The sequence below is a fragment of the Alcaligenes sp. GCM10023179 genome (genome assembly GCF_042653705.1).
GTDB lineage: Bacteria > Pseudomonadota > Gammaproteobacteria > Burkholderiales > Burkholderiaceae_B > Alcaligenes > Alcaligenes phenolicus.
In genome coordinates, this window is sequence record NZ_JBHSIQ010000001.1 from 665,220 (window position 1) to 681,633 (window position 16,414).

The window sequence follows — 16,414 nt, forward strand, 5'->3', positions numbered from 1 at the left end:
AAGGGCTATTTGTTAGCCATGATAATTTGATAGGGAACTGCCGGATTGATTCTGGCAGCTCCGTAAATTGGATCACGCTAGCCCCGTTGAAGGCCTTCAGGCGGCCTGGCGGCTGTTCTCGAACCAGTCCCACAGTGCCTGACGCTCCGGCTCCAGTTCCACCGCCAAGCCACCTGTAAACTCACGCCATGCAGGCAGGTAGGTGTGGGCCACAACGGTCAGCACCGGGTAGCCCTGGTCGATCAAGGCCAGGATCTCGTTATTAAAGCCCTGGCCGTCCGCTTCCATGATTCCAAAGCGATTCACAATCACCAGATCAGCTGGGCTTTCCAGCGCCTGCCGCAGTACTTCGCTGGCTTCCAGCAAGGCACCAATGTCCAGGCAACAGGCGGTGGATTCCGCCCCCAGGTTCTGGGTAATGGGATACAGCGTGCCCTTGTCCAGATCCTGTACCGTGCGCAGGCTATGGTCTTCCTTCTGAATTTCCGGACCTTGCACCAGACCACAGACGCGATAGTTCTTCGCGCGCAATTCCTGCACGAATTCCAGTAGCAAGGCGTCGGCACTGCCTTTGCCTGCGTGCACGATGGCGGCAAGGGCAAGAGGCGGGGAAGTGGTGTCCATCGGGATGTGGCTCCGGGCAGTAGAAAGAGAAGGCAAGGCTCTTTGTACACGCATTTGGCCTGGGCTGGAAAGCGGAAAAACCTCTGTGCTGCTGGCCGGTGTTTGGCCTTGGTGGGTGGCAGGCTTGTTGTTTAAGGTTCAAGTCTCGAAGCCTTTCTGCTTGAACAGCGGATGGAACTGTTGCGAAAGCCGCTTGCTGCTTTGCTATACGGGCTTGTCTGGCTATGGCGTGGTTCTGTTCCATGAGACAATTCATGCACTTTTAGTGACTGATGGGATATTCGATTGGACAAGACTTTTGTTAAGGGCCTGGTGCTCCTGGAAGCCCTGGCCAAGCACGAACGCGGTTCGGGTGTCACCGAACTGGCCAATCAATTGATGCTCAATAAAAGCAATGTGCATCGCCTGTTGCAGGCCCTGGTTCACCAGGGCTTTGCACGCAAAAATGAAGATACGGGTCGCTACGAGCTGACCATGAAGCTCTGGGAGCTGGGCTCGGGCCTGGCCAACCGTCTGGATGTGCGGGTGGAAGCCTTGTCTTTCATGAAAGAGCTGGCCGAGCAAACCCAGGAAACGGTGCATTTGTCGCTGCTGGACGGGGTCGAGGTGCTGTATATCGAAAAGATAGACAGCCCGCAGCCCGTGCGCGCCTACACCACGGTGGGTGGTCGCTCGCCTGCGCAATGTGTGGCTACCGGCAAGGCCATGCTGGCCTGGGCCAGTGAAGATACCTTGAATCTGGTCAAGAACCGCCTCAAGCCTTATACGCCTCGCAGTCTGGTCAAGTTTGGTGATTTGCGCCGAGAGCTGGAGCAGGTGCGTGATCAGGGCTATGCCATTAACCGTGGCGAATGGCGTGAGCAGGTCGTGGGGGCGGCTGCGCCTATTTACGATAGTCGTGGAATGGTGGTGGCGGCTTTGGGTATTTCCGGGCCTGCGGAACGTCTGGAGGAAGCCCGGCTGGTTCAGGCCGGTAAAACCTTGATGACGGCAGCGGCACAGATCTCGCGCCGTTTGGGCTATAGCGGCCGTTAAGCTGCTACAGCCCCCGTCAGCTTGCCCTGGCTGCAAGAAGCCGCCCGGATGCAAATTGCCCCCAAAATCTGGATGCGTCTCCAGTTTTTGGGGGCAGTTCCATTCAGGAAAGAAAGTTCAAGATTTTGCGGCTTGCCGGAAGGCCGCAATTCTTTGTTTGAGGCCGGGTGCGGAAGCAGAGCGTACCAAGGCTGCCATATCCCGATCAGCTTGTTGTGGGCAGCCCGTTAACTGATGCAGATAGGTGCGACTGGTGGCGTCCAGCAAGCCCGCAGTCTGTTGAGCCTGCTCGATGACAGCAGGCCATGCATCGGGCTCTTGTATGCCGTTAATAAAACCCAGCTGCTCCGCTTTGGCAGCATCAAAAATCTGGCTTCCTGCCAGAAGTTGATGAGCCTGCTGGCCGCCGATCAGGGCAGCCAGCCTGCCTGTTCCCAGTGCCAGACCAAACTGCAATCCAGGCATGCGAAAGCGGGCATCGGCACTGGCGATACGTTGACGACAAACAGCAATCAAATCCACCCCGGCGCCGAAGTTCTGCCCATGCGCCAGGGCCAGCGTGGCGCAAGGCGTATGGGCCAGCATTTGCAGCAGGATTTCGATGCGGATAAAGCGCAGTACCAGGTCCCCTTCGCTTTGTTGCTTGTAGTCGCTGAAGTCAAAACCGGCACTGAAATTGCGGCCTTCACCGCGCAATATCAGCAGATCCGCCTGGGCCTTTTCTGCGGCCTGCACGGCCGCGATCAAGGCTTCGACCAGATCGGCCGACAAGGCATTGCGCTTGTCAGGCCGGTTCAGCGTCAGTGTCCAGACTTTGCCCGCGCAGTCCACGTTCAGGTCGGGACTGCTGCTGCAATACGGCTCTGTCATGGGGTAACTCCGTGCAAGATGCTGTCGTTATGTTCGCCCAATGCCGGGGGGGCCATACGGACGGGCAAGCCCACTCCATTGATACGCAGGGGCGAGACAAAGGTGCGCGTCTCGGTGTCTGTGCCCGGCAGGCGAATGTTTTGCACCCACTCCATGTGCTCGACCTGCGGGTCTCGCAGCACGTCGGAATAGCGGTTGATGGGACTGCAGGGTACGCCTTGGGCACGGAATTGCGTCAGCCAATGTTCGGAGTCATGCTGCGCAAAAATAGCTTCCAGCAGTTCACGCAAGGCGTCTTGATGTTTGGCGCGCAGGGTGGTGCTGGTGAAACGCTCGTCCTCGGTCAGGTCCGGGCGTTCTACAACCTGACAGACGGAGCGCCACAGCGCATCGTTGCCCGCTGCCATGGCGAAGTAACCGCCTTTGCACTGGAACGCCTGGTAGGGGGCATTACGGGGGTGGGCGGAGCCCAGCTTGTCCGGGTCGCGACCACTGCCGAAATACTCTGAGGTTTGCAGTGCGGCGATGGCCAGGGTGGTCCCCAGCATGGGCACGTCGATATGTGCCCCCTGACCGGTGGCGCGGGCTTGAGGCAAGGCGGCACTGATGGCAAACGCCGCATACAAACCGGCCGCAAAGTCCGCCAGTGGAACTCCGCATTTAACGGGGGCTCCACCTGCTTCGCCCGTCACGCTCATCACGCCGCTCATGGCCTGAATCGTCAGGTCAAAACCGCCTTCTTGCGAGCGGGGGCCGCTTTGTCCGTAGGCAGAAATTGAGCAGTACAGCAGTCTGGGATTCAGGGCCTTAAGGCTTTCATAATCCAGCCCCAAGCGCTGCATGACGCCGGGCCGATTGTTTTCCAGCAAGACGTCTGCATCCAGTACCAGTTGGCGTGCCTTGGCTACATCTTCGGGGTTCTTCAGATCCAGCGTTACCGAGCGCTTGTTGCGGTTCAGCGAAGCAAAGTTCTCGCTATATCCTTGGTTGATGGGCGGCCAGCTTCGCAAGGTGTCACCCCCTTTGGGGTGTTCGATCTTGATGACGTCGGCCCCCATATCGGCCAACAACATACCGCAGTACGGGCCTGCGGCCACATTGCAAAATTCCAGTATCCGAACCCCGTTCAGGGGCAATGTCGTATCCATGAATCAGCTCCAGAGCGTGATAGGTAGATGGGGGCCGACAGGGCCTTAGGCGTTCACATCAACCACGATGCGGCCGCGTACCTTGCCTTCCAGTAGCTGGCCGGCTTGATCAATGGCTTGGGAAAGTGTGATGGTGCTGGCGCCGATGCGCTCCAGGGCTTCGATAGACAAATGCTTGGCCAGCAAGTCCCAGGCCGCCAGGCGCTCGGGTTTGGGGCAATGGACGCTGTCCACCCCAATCAATTGCACACCACGCAGAATGAAGGGGGCCACGGAAGCGGGGAAATCCATGCCTTGGGCCAGACCGCAAGCGGCGACTGCACCCAGGTATTGTGTGCCTGCGCAGACATTGGCCAGGGTATGGCTGCCTACGCTGTCGATGGCTCCGGCCCAGCGCTCCTTGCCCAGTGGCTTGCCCGGTTCGCTCAAGGTGTTGCGGTCCACAATCTCGCTGGCGCCCAGCGCCTTCAGATAGCTTTCTTCCTGAGGTCGGCCTGTGCTGGCCATGACGGTGTAGCCCAGGGCATGCAGCAGGGCCACGCTGACACTGCCCACGCCACCCGCGGCACCTGTCACCAGAATCGGGCCCTTGTCCGGCGTGACGCCTTGGCGCTGCAAGGCACGCACGCACAGTGCAGCGGTATAGCCGGCGGTGCCTATCATCATGGCTTGCTGGGTGGAGAAAGCGTCGGGCAGGGGAATCAGCCAATCGCCTTTCACGCGTGCTTGCTGTGCCAGACCGCCCCAATGGACCTCACCCAAGCCCCAGCCGTTAAGCACCACTTTCTGGCCGGACTTGAAATTCGGGTCGCTGCTGTCGGTCACTGTGCCAGCAAAGTCGATGCCGGGCACCATGGGGAACTGGCGCACTACGGGGGATTTACCCGTCATGGCCAGGCCGTCTTTGAAATTCAGGGTGGAGTAGTCGATGCGGACGGTAACCTGGCCTTCGGGCAGGGCGGACTCGTCCAGGGATTGCAGGCTGGCTTTGTATTGGCCGTCGGTTTTGTCGATGACGATGGCAGAGAACATGAGTGAATTCCTTCGATCAGTTAAGGGTTTGTGTTCTGATATTTGGAACAGCGTTCTTCAAATTGACATGGAAAAGCAGTGTTTTCATTTTATCCAGAAGCTCGTTGCGGTCAAGTCCAATGCGACCAGATGATCGAACTGGGGAAATCCCGAAGGGGTTTAATAGTTGACACCTGAAATCAAATATCCCACTATTTGAACCGTTGTCCTAAGTTGCTTGTGTTGTTGCTGTCTGTTGTATTCAAGCCGTTCTCACGGCATTTTTAATATCAAAAACAAGAACAGCGTTCTATATATTGGAACACCAAGAGAGAAAAACTCTCACACAGGAGGCAAGGATCATGTTCAGTTCTTTTTTTTCGCGCACAGGGTTTCTACGCACAGTGCTGGTCTCGGGACTGGCGGCAGTCAGCAGCTTTTCTGCCCCGGCGGCCATCGCGGCCGATACCTATCCCAGCCGTGAAGTGACCTTTGTGGTTCCCTATCCCCCAGGCGGTAACAGCGACAATCTGGCGCGTCTGTTTGCCGACCGTCTGCGCGTCAAGCTTGGCGTTCCCATCGTGATTGAAAACCGGCCCGGCGGCACCACTTCGCTGGGCACGTCTATCGTCGGTCGCGCCAAACCCGATGGCTACACCTTGTTGCTGGCCACCAGCACCGCCTTTACCGTGCTGCCCTATATACGCGACGTGCCTTATGACCCGATCAAGGGCTTTGATTTTGTAGGCAGTCTGGCCGGTTACCTGCCCATCATGACGGTGCGCAATGATTTGCCGGTCTCCAACCTGAAAGAGTTTGTCGAGCTGGCCCGTAAGGAGCCCGGCACCTTGACCTATGGTTCGGCAGGTATTGCGTCTGGCGGCCACCTGGCTGGAGAGATTCTGGAAAACGCCGAGAAACTGGACTTGCTGCATGTGCCGTTCAAAGGCTCGGCAGACACCATGACGGCTTTGATGGGCAATCACATCGATTTCTTTATTGATGGAGTCGGGCTGGAGCTGGTGAAAAGTGGCAAGGCCAAAGCCCTGGTGACCTATGCCAGCGTGCGTCATCCCGAACTGCCGGATGTGCCCACACCGAAAGAAGCCGGTTTTGATCTGGCCCTGCCTTTTGAAGGGTTCTGGGGGCTGGCGGTGCCGGCTGGCACCCCTGACGATGTCATGAAGAAGCTGGCCAAGGCTACCGAAGAAATTCTGGCCGAGCCGCAGACTCAAGAGCGTTTCCACCGCATCAGTGTCAGTGCCAGCTGGAAAGACGGCGATGCGTATGCCAAGGATCTGGAGCAGAGTCGGGCTTATTACAGCGAGCTGCTCAAGACCATCAAGATGAGCGATGACTAAACGCTCACAGAAACACCAACAGGAGACAAACGTGATGGAAACCGTCACTTGCGCCAGCACGCTGGACGTTTTGCTGGACCCGGCATCCATAGCTTTGGTCGGCGCCTCGGAAGATCAGTCCAAGTTTGGCGGGCGACTGTTCCGTATGCTGCTCAAGCACGGTTATGGCGGCAAGGTCCTGCCTATCAATCCCAGCCGCAGCAGTTTGTTTGGTTTGCCCGCTGTGCCCGGTCTGGCTGCACTGGATAGCGCTCCGGATCTGGCCGTGTTTACGGTGGGGGCCGATACCGTTCTGGAACAGGCGCAGATTGCGGCCCAAATGGGGGTACGCGGTTTGCTGGTGATCTCCGCAGGCTTTGCTGATGCAGGCGAGCGCGGGCTGGAGCGCGAGCAGGCCTTGCTGCGTATCTGTCGTGACTCGGGCATGCGACTGATCGGCCCCAATTGCCTGGGCATGATCAGCCCCAGCCGCAGTCTGGTGCTGTGCTCTTCGCCGGTGCTGGACAGAGACAGCCTGCCGGAACGGCCTATTGGTTTTGTCAGCCAAAGCGGTGCCTTGATGACTACCTATTTTGATCGGGCCTGGGCGATGGGCGGTGGCTTTACCTACGGTTTTTCGGTGGGTAATCAGGCTGACCTGGATCTGTGCGACTTTGTGGATTTCCTGATTGATGATCCCAAGACGCAAGTGATCTGTACTTATATAGAGGGCATTAAAGATACCCAGGCTTTGCGTCGCACAGCTCGTCGGGCGCAGGCGGCGGGCAAGCCCTGGCTGGCCGTCAAGGCAGGGCGCTCCAGTGCGGGCAAGGCGGCCGCCTTTTCGCATACTGCCAGCGTAGCGGGTGACCATGATGTGTTTGCCAGTGTCTGTCGCGATGAAGGCATCAGCCTGATGGACGATATGGGGGCCATGCTCTTGCTGGCAAACAGCATGGTGCGCTTTACCAGCAACAAGATCTCCAAAGTCGCGATTGTGACGCCTTCGGGTGGCGGAGGGGCCTTGGCTGCAGATGCTTTGGCAGAGCATGGTGTGGAACTGTCCAGTTTTTCCGCTACTACCAAGCAGGCTCTGGCTGCCCACTACCCGGCAGGGCAGGCGGATAACCCGGTTGATCTGGGAGCGCGTCTGACGCAGGACTCCACCGAAGTGGCCCGCGCTACTTTGGATGCCTTGATGCAGGATCAGCAAAGTGACGCGCTATTGATCACGGCTTCCATGTGTCCGCAGGAGTGGATGGCGGCCCTGATTGAAAAAATCATCCACCCCGAACCGCACTGGGCCAAGCCCGTGATGGTGGCGTTTGATGCGGGCGCAACATCCGAGCCTTTACGGCAGAAACTGGCCCAGCACGGCCATGCGTATGCCAGTTCCAGTCTGGAAGCGGCGCTGGCCTTGTCCGCCTGGAAACGTCACGGTCAGTTTGTGCCGCGCCAGCAAGCCTTGCGTCCCAGTGCCTGCCAAGCGCCTACGGTCATGCCGCGCGGTGTTTTGAATGAAGATCAGTCCAAACGTCTGCTGGCGCATTACGGCCTGCCCGTGAATCTGGGCCAGGTGTGCGAGGACGTGGAACAGGCTGTGGTGCTGGCCGAACAGATTGGCTATCCGGTGGTGATGAAGATTGTTTCCCCCGACATCGTCCATAAAACCGAAGCGGGTGGGGTGGCGCTGGATGTGGCCGACGACGCCAGCTTGCGACGCGATTTTGCCCGGCTCTACGCCAATGCCAAAGCCTATAAAGCAGATGCCCGTCTGGAAGGCGTTTTGGTACAGGCCATGGCCAAAGGGGATGTGGAACTGCTGATCGGGGCACGTCAGGATGCGCAGTTTGGCCCGGTCGTGGTGTTTGGTGCCGGTGGCATTCTGGTGGAAATGCTGTCGGACCGGGTGATTGCGGCTGCCCCTCTAACCCTGGCCGATGCGGACCGGCTCTTGTCCACCTTGATGATCGACAAACTATTGAAGGGATACCGGGGACGCATGCTGGATCGTGACGGTGTGCTCGATGCGATTGTGCGTGTCAGCTTCCTGGCCCACGACTTACGCGACACCAACTTTGAATTGGATATCAACCCCTTGATCGTGGCGGCTACCCGCTGTCACGCCGTCGATGCCCGCCTGTCCATAGGCGAATAAAACCAAAACCTATTCTTTGAAAAATACCCAGGAGGAGTAAACCATGTCGGATTATCAGTGCATTCTTGTAGAAAACCACGATGACGGTGTTTCAATCTTTACGATCAACCGTCCCGATCGCCGCAATGCCTTGAGCGCCACTGTGGTCAAGGAACTGCAGCAGGCATTTCTGGCCTTTGACGAAGACCCCACACGCCGCGTAGCCGTGCTGACCGGGGCGGGCAATGACGCTTTTTCTGCCGGGGCGGATATTAATGAGTGGCCCGAGTTGTGGCGCGCCATTCCCACGGTAGGTTTTGAAACCGACAAGCCCATTATTGCGGCCGTTAGTGGTTGGTGTGTGGGTGGAGCCCTGGTGATGGCCATGATGACGGATTTGCTGGTAGCGTCCGAGAGCGCCAAGTTCTCCTACCCCGAAGCCAAGCTGGGCTTTACTGGCGGCATCATCTCGGGCCTGGCCTCGCGCATTCCGCATCATGCCGCCATGGAAGTGATCTTGTTGTGCCGCACGCTGGAAGCCCGCCGTGCTTACGATCTGGGTTTTGCCAATGAAGTGGTGCCGGTAGGCGAGCAAGTCCAGGCTGCCGTGCGCATGGCTCAGGATCTGGCCAAGATGTCGCCGCGTGTTTTGCAAACCTTGAAGCGCTTTATCAATAATGAAGTGCTGACGCGCGGCCCGTCCGAGCAGATGGCGCGCACCATGCGGCAACTGAAAGCGATCGAGGATAGTTATGATGCCAAGGAAGGGATGAACGCGTTCAAAGAAAAACGTGCCCCGGTGTATCTGAACAAATAAGAACTGATTCACGAATTGGGCCGCAAGGCCCACTCAGCTATGGAGACATCCCCTTATGCACCCCCGTTTTGAGCGTTTTATTCAAGGGATGAATGAATTGACCGGCCGCCCGGCTGTCGCCGAGGCGGATATCCTGCGTGATGGCCGTGTCCTGCTGGGCGAACTGGTGGCCCAGGACGATTGGCTGGCCCCGGAGTACACCCAGCCCCATCCCCAGTTTTATCAGCAGTACTTGCTGTATTGCTGTCCGCAGGAACGCTTTTCCGTGGTCAGCTTTGTGTGGGGGCCCGGCCAGAAAACCCCTATCCACGACCACACCGTGTGGGGCTTGATTGGTATGTTGCGTGGCGCGGAACGCTCCCGGCCTTTTGACCGTGATCCCGATACCGGCCATATGACAGAACAAGACACACAGACTCTGGAACCAGGCGTGGTGGAAGTGGTGTCACCCACGGTGGGTGATATACACGAGGTCTCCAATATGTATGACGACCAGGTGTCCATCAGCATTCACGTTTATGGTGCGGATATCGGCAAGGTACGCCGTCACGTCTTTGACCCGCAGACTGGGCAGGCCAAGGAGTTTGTCTCCGGCTATGCCAACCGTCCGGCTGTCGCGTGAGTCAAGTGGTGTTATTGGGCAGGTGCCCAATACGGGCGCCAATAATCATTTCCTGAATCCAGCGATAAAGCAGTACGGAGTAATCACGCTGGGCGACTTTTTCGTCCAGCGCGTGGTTGCTGCCTTCCAGCACTCGATGTGTCAGGGAATGAGCCTGGCTGAAGGCTTGGCGATACGTTAGCAAGGTCTGGCGGGGAATCAGCTCATCGTATTCCGCTTCAAACAGCAAAACATCTCCCGTGAATTTGGAGCAGGCCTGCAAGGCGCGGTTCTCTTGCGGAGAATGAGTATGCAGACGGTAGTCCTGCAGCAACTCTCGGTTGAGCTGATCCTTTGGAGACAGCCAGTCGTCGTCCGGGTACAAGGCAGGAGCCAGCAAGCTGAGCCAGCGTACCGATCGAAATTCACTTAACAGGCAGGCCAGATAGGCGCCATAACTGTGCCCCACAATGGCGATGGAGCTGGAGTCCACCATAGGGTGGCTGCTCAAGGTGTCGAAGGCCGCGCAGATATCCTGAAAGTTCTGTTCTCGGGTGACGTTCTCGCGCTCGTGCTGATTGGCATTGTGTCCGGCAAGATCAAAGGTCAGACAAATACAGCCCATACCGGCAATGGTGTGGGCGCGTTTCAGGTCAAAGTGCTGGCTGCCGCCCCAACCGTGCACGAACAAAATGCCAGGGACAGGGGATTGGGGGACTAGCAGGCGTGCATCCAGGTGCTGATGGGGCACTTTGATGGTGGTGTTGAAAATTTCCGTACTCATGATGGCAGTGGGCCGCCGAAGCGGGCAAGATAAGCCTCGTCTTCTTGGTCGAGGCTGTAAAGATGAGGGGAGTTTTTCACCAGGCTGGCATCGTCCAGATAGCGCTCGCGTGTCCATGCGTGGGTATGTTGGAGCTCAGGGTGGCGTTGCAGGGTGCGGATGGCCAGAATCTCTGCAATGGACGCTCCGCCGAAACGCCAGGAATGTTCCAGTACGGCTGCCTTGTAGTGGCCACGCGCATTTTTACCGACGATGAGGTCATAGTTGCGACGTGAGGCATACAGTTCAGGAAAGGCCTGCCTGATGTTTTTTTCGTAGCTTATGGTCAGCTCAAGCAGATGCTCAATGCGCTTCATGCCTGAGAGCTGCAGCAACTGCGGAAACCCGCCGCGAACCAGTAGCAAGCTGGAGCCGCCATATACGGACTCGTGCTGCAGGTTGGTGGTCTGGTGTTGCTGGCCAATATAGGAAAAAAGATGCTCGCCCACCTGGGTCTGGCCGATGCTGAAGGTCTCGCCATCGAGCAGGTTCTCCTCCAGTACCAGACCCTGTTCCAGTTGACTCTGCCACGGCGGCAGGTTCAAGAGCTCTTCCAGCTCTTGACGGCTGTAGATCACCTTCTGGCCTTTGCCTGCATTAGCACTGGCCAGTTTGGCCCGTATGCCGGTCTGGCCTGCTTCATCCAGAAGGCTCATTGTGCGTAGCGCGTCGTTTCTTGAAAAGACGCTGTAGCCTGGCAAGACCGTGTGCCGTAACGCCAGGCCCAGCTCATTGTTCCAGCCTTCCGGGCGATCCATATCGTCCTGGGGAAGAGGATGGGCGACGGTTTTATGGGCCAGAAAGTCATATGGCACTACACCCCCATACAGTTGGGAGGCCTGTTCGATACCCAGTTGTCGCGCCTGCTCCAGGCTCAAGGTCTGCAGGGGGAGGTAGTAAGTGTTTTCGGAGCTGGGCTTTAGCTGGTCTTCATAGTCAATATGGACTCGAGGCAGATCCAGGAATTGCGCCAGTTCCCTGGCCATGAATTCCAGACTTTGGAGCGCGCCCTTGTTGCAGCCCTTGCTGGGCAGGCTGATTTGCAAGGAGGTCTTGGGCGTAGAGGTAAGTATCTTGCTCATGGGGCCATCCTTTTAAGTAAAGAGAGTGCGGCCAGTGTCAGCGAGTCATGGCGCAACCGTTTTGGCGCCTGAGGGCGTTCGCTGTGCCAGCTCGGAGAAAAAGCGCGTCTCCAGCAGACTGGTTTGCAAAAGTGTCAGCAGGTCAGAGGGGTGTGGCAAGGAAAGCTGGGCCGCGCTGGCTGGCTCCTGAGGACCGATGCGTATGCTCAGCCCGCCTTTCTGGTTCACAAACTCAAAGGCGGCCTCATCGGTCAAGTCGTCGCCAATCATGACGGGCTTGCGGTCGGCGAACGCGGGCAGGCGTTGGGCTCGGGCCAGGGCTTGACCTTTGTCAAAGCCGCTCATGCGCAGTTCGATGACACAATGTCCGCGGATCAGATCAAAGCCGGGATATTCCGAGCACAGCACGTGCAGTTCCGTGGCCAAGGCCTCGCCAACTTCAGGGCGTTGCCGAAAATGCACAGCCACACCGTGCGATTTGCGCTCCATCCAAACCAGTGAATAGGGGTGGATCAGGGCGGCGACAGAGCGGGACAGGCTGTGGTGCTCAGCCGGGTTGATCGGGATGTTCCAGCATTCCTGACCCTCGGCGTCATACATGGCTGCGCCGTGGCTGCTGATCATGGCAAGCGGAAGCTTGGTGCAGGCGATATGCAGGCTGTCATAGTCGCGGCCTGAAACCAGTGCCACCGCGCCGTCGCAGGCAGCGTGCAGATTCAGCAGCAGGCCGGCGGTGGACGGGGGAAGAAATACCTGGTCAGGCCGCGCAGCCAAGGGGACCAGGGTACCGTCCAGATCCAGAAACAAGGCGGTCTGATCCAAATGCAGAGCGTTATTCATATCAGCTTCCTGGGTAACCCGTGATGGGGAGCACGGTGCCGGTGATGTAACTGGCGGTGATCGGGCTGGCCAGGTAGACATAGGCAGGCGCCAGTTCTTCCGGCTGGGCGGGGCGGCCAAAGACCGTATCGGCACCAAACTCGGGGATTTTTTCGGCCGGGGAGTCGGCGGGGTTCAAGGGGGTCCAGACGGGTCCGGGAGCGACCGCGTTTACACGTATACCTTTGGGCGCCAGGTTGGCCGCCAGGGAGTACGTGAAGGCAATAATGGCGCCCTTGGTGCTGGAGTAGTCCAGCAGATGAGCGGCCCCGCGCAAGGCTGTGACCGAGCTGGTATTGACGATGGCATCGCCCGCGTGAAGGTGCGGCAGGCAGGCCTGGGCCATGTAGATATAGCCATAGATATTGGTGTGGAAGGTTTCATTGAGTCGCTCCGGGGTCAGGTCCAGCAAGGATTGGGCATGTTCCTGAAAGCCGGCATTGTTGACCAGAATATTCAGGTGACCGAAGCGGTCCAGTACCTGCTCAATCGCTTGTCGGCAAAATTCAGGGTCTTTCACATCGCCGCGCAGTGTCAGGCATTGGCGGCCTTCGGCCTCGACGGCCAGACGAGTGCGTCCGGCATCTTCATCCTCGTGCAAATACACAATCGCCACATCGGCACCTTCTCGGGCATAGAGCACGGCAACGGCCCGGCCTATGCCCGAGTCCCCACCGGTAATCACGGCTACTTTTCCTTCCAGCTTGCCGCTGCCCTTGTAGCTGGAGGCTTCGTAGCGGGGGGCCGGGTCCAGATCACTTTCACACCCAGGCTTTTCCAGGTGTTGTTGCGGCAGGGGGGGAGTGGGGTAATCGCTGCCTGGGTGGCTCTTATCGTGCGTAACGGGCTCGTTCTGGCCGACCCCGTTCTTGTCCTTCTGGTCCTGCTGTTCTTGCAGGTGACGTTGCTCTTTCACTGTTTGACGCGTTGTCATGACGGCTCCTGAAATAGACAAGGAATGGGACAGGGCGCGGCGGCCCTGGTGGGTGCACCGCGTCCAACTGGGGCTTGGTTAAGGCTTAGCGTCGCTGGTCCTGGGTGGCCTTGCCACCTTTGGCGCCGGCCTTGCGGGCCTCCTCGGAGTCGAACTCATGGGCCGTGCCCTTTTCATGGGCTGCCCGGCCACCCTTGGCACCGGCTTCACGGGCTTCTTCGGAAGTGAACTCGTGAGCTGTGCCCTTTTCATGAGCGGCGCGACCGCCCTTGGCACCGGCTTCGCGAGCTTCTTCAGAGTTGAACTCGTGCGCCGTACCGCGTTCATGGGCTACACGGCCACCTTTAGCGCCAGCCTCACGGGCCTCTTCCGGGGTGAACTCGTGCGCGGTGCCTTTTTCGTGCGAGGCACGCCCACCTTCAGCAGCAATCTCGCGCTGCTTTTTGTCGTCCATGGAGGCAAAGCCACGTTGATCTTTATGATCCTGTTTGTTTGTGTGCTGGGTCATATAACTCTCCTTGAGAAAGAACACCAATCACGTGATTGGTTATGACTGACCCAGCACAAAGCGTGCCTGACTGCCTGGGGGCGGGGCGCGGCACACAAGTTGCTGTATCTGGAGACATGGTTTTCAGGAGAGCAATCATGATGTCAATGACGTGGTGGATGTGGCTGCTGTTATTGCTGGGCGGCTGGACGATACTGCTGCTGGTGCATTTTCTGGGTGGCAAGATTATTGAAAGACTGGCCTCGCCAGAGCACTTTCTGCGGTTTTTCAGCGAACGGATACGCTGGCCGTCGCGGCTGTTTTTTCTGGCCGTATTTTTGCGCATATGTATTCCGCTGGCCCCCATTTCGGCCAAGTGGCAGTCCTATCTGATCGTTGGGGACATGCTGGTGCTGATTATCTGCACGACCTGGATGCTGATGAGTGCAGTCGAATCTCTGTTCCAGCTTGTGGTGGTGCGTCACCCCTTGAATGTGTCCGACAATCTGCGTTCGCGTCAGATCTACACCCAGGCGCGCGTGCTGGCACGCAGTGTGCATTTCTTGCTGGTCTTGCTGGGCTTGTCCTTTGCTTTGATGGTTCTACCCGGCGCACGGCAACTGGGCACCAGCCTGCTGGCATCGGCCGGGGTAGCGGGGCTGGTAGCCGGTATTGCTGCCCGGCCGGTGCTGGGTAACTTTATTGCCGGTTTGCAGATCGCATTCACCCAGCCCATACGCATTGACGATGTGGTGATTGTGGAAGGGGAGTGGGGCCGGATAGAGGAAATCACGGCCACTTATGTGGTGGTTCGTGTGTGGGACGAGCGCCGTCTGATCGTTCCCTTGCAATGGTTTGTAGAAACTGTCTTCCAGAACTGGACCCGTCGCAGCGCCTCTTTGCTGGGCACGGTATTTCTATGGGTGGACTACAAGGTTGAAATGCAGGGCTTGAACGCGGCATTCAAGGACTTGTGCGAGTCCTCTGAATTGTGGGATGGGCGCGTTCAGGTGTTGCAGGTGACCGATACCAATGAGTGGGGGATGCAGTTGCGCTTTCTGGTCAGTGCTGCCGACTCGGGCCGTTTGTTCGACTTGCGCTGTTTGTTGCGCGAGCGCTTGGTGGCCTATCTGGGTCAGCACCAACCGGATGCATTTGTACGCGTCAGGATGCTGGAAGCTCAGCCAGAGGGTCATGGGCCTGATTCAAGCCCGAGCTGATGCCAAGATCATGCAGGAACTGTTCGCACCACTGCCTCAGGTCCTGCTGTCGCAGTTGCATCATTAAATGCTGGTGGCGTCGGCGTCGTTCCTCTAGCGGCATGTTCAAGGCCTGATACAGGCTGCGTGCGGTGGCGTCCGCATCAAATGGGTTGACGGGCAGGTAGCCGCCTTGCAGGGATTGTGCCGCGCCCGTAAAGGTGGACAGAACCAGGACACCGGGGTCGGCGGGGTCCTGGGCAGCGATATATTCTTTGGCCACCAGATTCATTCCGTCACGCAAGGGCGCGATAAAACCGACGCGGGCGCGGCGCAACATGCGCATCAGCTGGCCGGCCGGAAAGGCGCGGTTCATGTACACCACCGGACTCCAGCCTGGCGTGGCAAATTGACCGTTAATCTGTCCGGCCAGACTTTCCAGCTCTTCACGCATGACTTGATAATCGTGAATATCGCCGCGGGTAGAGGGGGCGATTTGGACATACGTTGTTTGCCCGTGCAGCGTCGGGTAACTACGCAGCAGCGTATCCAGGGTGCGCAGCCGATAGGCCAGACCCTTGGTGTAATCCAGCCTGTCCACACTGATAATGGTGTCAGGCCCGTTGACTGGCTCGATTGGTGTGGCGCTGTCGGTCCATGAGGGGGCCTTGGCCAGAGCCTGAACCAGATCCACGTCGATACTGATGGGATAGACGTCTGTGCTGACGGTACGGGCGCCTGACTCGCTCGTACGCGGTGGCACTAAGGTCTGGAGTGCGGCTGTCAGCGCATGATGGTCGCCACGGCTCTGGACGCCAATCTGGTCGTAATGGTGCAGCATGGGCAGCCATTGTTCATAGCGGGGAATGGAGCGCAGAATCTCCGGGCACGGAAAGGGGGTGTGAAAGAACAGCCCAATAGCCTGCTGCATTCCTTGCTCTCGGCAAAAATGGGCTAATGGCATCAGGTGGTAGTCATGGACCCAGATCAAGTCGTCCTCTTCGGCAATCTGGCGCAAATAAGCGGCAATTTGCCGGTTGATCTCCAGGTATTGCTGGAAGTGGTGGGTCTGGAAGTCCATCAGGTCCAGGCGGTAGTGAAAGGCGGGCCAAAGACAGGTGTTCGCGTAACCGCAGTAAAACTGTTCGTATTGCTCCTGGGTGAAGGAGAAGGTGACGGCTTGGTAGCTGCCCCGATCTTCGGTACGCAACGCCCCCGGCTGTGGATCACATTGGCCGTTCCACCCCAGCCAGATGCCCTGGGTCTGCGGGTGCTTTAACAATTGATCTACCGCGACGGCCAGTCCGCCTGTGCAAGGTTGATCGGAACTGGCCACGCGTACGGACACCACAATGATTTTGCTCATGCTGATTCTCGCTTTGTTTTATTAAGGGATCTTCGTTGGAGAATCAGCAAATTGCGTACCC

The 16,414-nt window shown here is 58.1% G+C and carries 16 protein-coding genes; 6 read left to right on the forward strand and 10 right to left on the reverse strand.

Annotated elements, in window-relative coordinates:
- Positions 1–96 precede the first annotated feature (96 nt).
- On the reverse strand, positions 97–624 hold the full coding sequence (locus tag ACFPDR_RS02950) for a DUF2478 domain-containing protein (RefSeq protein WP_115634401.1): 528 nt from the start codon (positions 622–624) through the stop codon (positions 97–99).
- Positions 625–909: 285 nt separating this feature from the next.
- Here ACFPDR_RS02950 and ACFPDR_RS02955 point away from each other — a divergent pair, with 285 nt between their 5' ends.
- A complete protein-coding gene (locus ACFPDR_RS02955; RefSeq protein ID WP_035273436.1) occupies positions 910–1,659 on the forward strand; it encodes an IclR family transcriptional regulator in 750 nt (249 codons plus the stop codon).
- Positions 1,660–1,776: 117 nt separating this feature from the next.
- Here ACFPDR_RS02955 and ACFPDR_RS02960 read toward each other — a convergent pair whose 3' ends face one another.
- The 3 genes from ACFPDR_RS02960 to ACFPDR_RS02970 are packed head-to-tail and all read right to left on the reverse strand — an operon-like array spanning position 1,777 to position 4,709.
- The gene (locus ACFPDR_RS02960; RefSeq protein ID WP_115634400.1) at positions 1,777–2,529 is read right to left on the reverse strand and encodes an enoyl-CoA hydratase/isomerase family protein; all 753 of its coding nucleotides are present in this window, start codon (positions 2,527–2,529) and stop codon (positions 1,777–1,779) included.
- Positions 2,526–3,677 carry a CaiB/BaiF CoA transferase family protein gene (locus tag ACFPDR_RS02965; RefSeq protein ID WP_035273440.1) on the reverse strand — a complete coding sequence of 384 codons (1,152 nt, stop codon included), beginning with the start codon at positions 3,675–3,677 and terminating at the stop codon, positions 2,526–2,528. The genes ACFPDR_RS02960 and ACFPDR_RS02965 overlap by 4 nt, the downstream gene beginning before the upstream one ends.
- A 45-nt stretch (positions 3,678–3,722) precedes the next feature.
- Positions 3,723–4,709: an MDR family oxidoreductase gene (locus tag ACFPDR_RS02970; RefSeq protein WP_035273442.1), complete on the reverse strand. Its 987-nt coding sequence runs from the start codon at positions 4,707–4,709 to the stop codon at positions 3,723–3,725.
- A 341-nt stretch (positions 4,710–5,050) separates the two neighbouring features.
- Here ACFPDR_RS02970 and ACFPDR_RS02975 point away from each other — a divergent pair, with 341 nt between their 5' ends.
- The 4 genes from ACFPDR_RS02975 to ACFPDR_RS02990 are packed head-to-tail and all read left to right on the forward strand — an operon-like array spanning position 5,051 to position 9,604.
- Positions 5,051–6,049, forward strand: coding sequence for a Bug family tripartite tricarboxylate transporter substrate binding protein (locus tag ACFPDR_RS02975; protein ID WP_051316466.1), 999 nt, complete (start codon positions 5,051–5,053; stop codon positions 6,047–6,049).
- 34 nt (positions 6,050–6,083) lie between these two features.
- On the forward strand, positions 6,084–8,186 hold the full coding sequence (locus tag ACFPDR_RS02980; RefSeq protein ID WP_376910502.1) for an acetate--CoA ligase family protein: 2,103 nt from the start codon (positions 6,084–6,086) through the stop codon (positions 8,184–8,186).
- A 43-nt stretch (positions 8,187–8,229) separates the two neighbouring features.
- Positions 8,230–8,982, forward strand: coding sequence for an enoyl-CoA hydratase/isomerase family protein (locus ACFPDR_RS02985; RefSeq protein ID WP_035273445.1), 753 nt, complete (start codon positions 8,230–8,232; stop codon positions 8,980–8,982).
- Between the two features lie 55 nt (positions 8,983–9,037).
- Positions 9,038–9,604: a cysteine dioxygenase gene (locus ACFPDR_RS02990; RefSeq protein ID WP_060186695.1), complete on the forward strand. Its 567-nt coding sequence runs from the start codon at positions 9,038–9,040 to the stop codon at positions 9,602–9,604.
- 1 nt (position 9,605) lies between these two features.
- On the opposite strand, the gene ACFPDR_RS02995 is transcribed toward ACFPDR_RS02990, so the two are convergent.
- From ACFPDR_RS02995 to ACFPDR_RS03015, 5 genes are all read right to left on the reverse strand, one after another.
- On the reverse strand, positions 9,606–10,367 hold the full coding sequence (locus ACFPDR_RS02995) for an alpha/beta hydrolase family protein (protein ID WP_083054568.1): 762 nt from the start codon (positions 10,365–10,367) through the stop codon (positions 9,606–9,608).
- Complete coding sequence (locus tag ACFPDR_RS03000) at positions 10,364–11,488, reverse strand: DUF3182 family protein (protein WP_376910505.1); 1,125 nt, start codon at positions 11,486–11,488, stop codon at positions 10,364–10,366. Before ACFPDR_RS03000 ends, ACFPDR_RS02995 begins: the two co-directional genes overlap by 4 nt.
- A 45-nt stretch (positions 11,489–11,533) precedes the next feature.
- Positions 11,534–12,328 carry a trehalose-phosphatase gene (gene otsB, locus ACFPDR_RS03005; protein ID WP_060186696.1) on the reverse strand — a complete coding sequence of 265 codons (795 nt, stop codon included), beginning with the start codon at positions 12,326–12,328 and terminating at the stop codon, positions 11,534–11,536.
- A gap of 1 nt (position 12,329) precedes the next feature.
- Positions 12,330–13,301, reverse strand: a complete 972-nt coding sequence (locus ACFPDR_RS03010) for an SDR family oxidoreductase (protein WP_022983321.1) — start codon at positions 13,299–13,301, stop codon at positions 12,330–12,332.
- 85 nt (positions 13,302–13,386) lie between these two features.
- On the reverse strand, positions 13,387–13,809 hold the full coding sequence (locus ACFPDR_RS03015) for a KGG domain-containing protein (RefSeq protein ID WP_035273453.1): 423 nt from the start codon (positions 13,807–13,809) through the stop codon (positions 13,387–13,389).
- A 137-nt stretch (positions 13,810–13,946) separates the two neighbouring features.
- Between ACFPDR_RS03015 and ACFPDR_RS03020 the strand changes: the two genes are divergently transcribed.
- Positions 13,947–15,008, forward strand: coding sequence for a mechanosensitive ion channel family protein (locus tag ACFPDR_RS03020; RefSeq protein ID WP_376910508.1), 1,062 nt, complete (start codon positions 13,947–13,949; stop codon positions 15,006–15,008).
- Here the strand turns inward: ACFPDR_RS03020 and ACFPDR_RS03025 are convergent.
- On the reverse strand, positions 14,953–16,353 hold the full coding sequence (locus ACFPDR_RS03025) for an alpha,alpha-trehalose-phosphate synthase (UDP-forming) (RefSeq protein WP_251197066.1): 1,401 nt from the start codon (positions 16,351–16,353) through the stop codon (positions 14,953–14,955). The two genes, ACFPDR_RS03020 and ACFPDR_RS03025, sit on opposite strands and share 56 nt — an antisense overlap.
- Between the last annotated feature and the right edge of the window lie 61 nt (positions 16,354–16,414).

Bases quoted from the DNA above. Each gene is read 5' to 3' on its own strand.
- ACFPDR_RS02985 (WP_035273445.1), top strand. From the start codon at position 8,230: ATGTCGGATTATCAGTGCATTCTTGTAGAAAACCACGATGACGGTGTT.
- ACFPDR_RS03025 (WP_251197066.1), bottom strand. From the start codon at position 16,353: ATGAGCAAAATCATTGTGGTGTCCGTACGCGTGGCCAGTTCCGATCAA.
- ACFPDR_RS03000 (WP_376910505.1), bottom strand. From the start codon at position 11,488: ATGAGCAAGATACTTACCTCTACGCCCAAGACCTCCTTGCAAATCAGC.
- otsB (WP_060186696.1), bottom strand. From the start codon at position 12,328: ATGAATAACGCTCTGCATTTGGATCAGACCGCCTTGTTTCTGGATCTG.
- ACFPDR_RS02995 (WP_083054568.1), bottom strand. From the start codon at position 10,367: ATGAGTACGGAAATTTTCAACACCACCATCAAAGTGCCCCATCAGCAC.
- ACFPDR_RS03015 (WP_035273453.1), bottom strand. From the start codon at position 13,809: ATGACCCAGCACACAAACAAACAGGATCATAAAGATCAACGTGGCTTT.
- ACFPDR_RS02950 (WP_115634401.1), bottom strand. From the start codon at position 624: ATGGACACCACTTCCCCGCCTCTTGCCCTTGCCGCCATCGTGCACGCA.
- ACFPDR_RS02990 (WP_060186695.1), top strand. From the start codon at position 9,038: ATGCACCCCCGTTTTGAGCGTTTTATTCAAGGGATGAATGAATTGACC.
- ACFPDR_RS02970 (WP_035273442.1), bottom strand. From the start codon at position 4,709: ATGTTCTCTGCCATCGTCATCGACAAAACCGACGGCCAATACAAAGCC.
- ACFPDR_RS03010 (WP_022983321.1), bottom strand. From the start codon at position 13,301: ATGACAACGCGTCAAACAGTGAAAGAGCAACGTCACCTGCAAGAACAG.
- ACFPDR_RS02975 (WP_051316466.1), top strand. From the start codon at position 5,051: ATGTTCAGTTCTTTTTTTTCGCGCACAGGGTTTCTACGCACAGTGCTG.
- ACFPDR_RS02965 (WP_035273440.1), bottom strand. From the start codon at position 3,677: ATGGATACGACATTGCCCCTGAACGGGGTTCGGATACTGGAATTTTGC.
- ACFPDR_RS02980 (WP_376910502.1), top strand. From the start codon at position 6,084: ATGGAAACCGTCACTTGCGCCAGCACGCTGGACGTTTTGCTGGACCCG.
- ACFPDR_RS02960 (WP_115634400.1), bottom strand. From the start codon at position 2,529: ATGACAGAGCCGTATTGCAGCAGCAGTCCCGACCTGAACGTGGACTGC.
- ACFPDR_RS03020 (WP_376910508.1), top strand. From the start codon at position 13,947: ATGATGTCAATGACGTGGTGGATGTGGCTGCTGTTATTGCTGGGCGGC.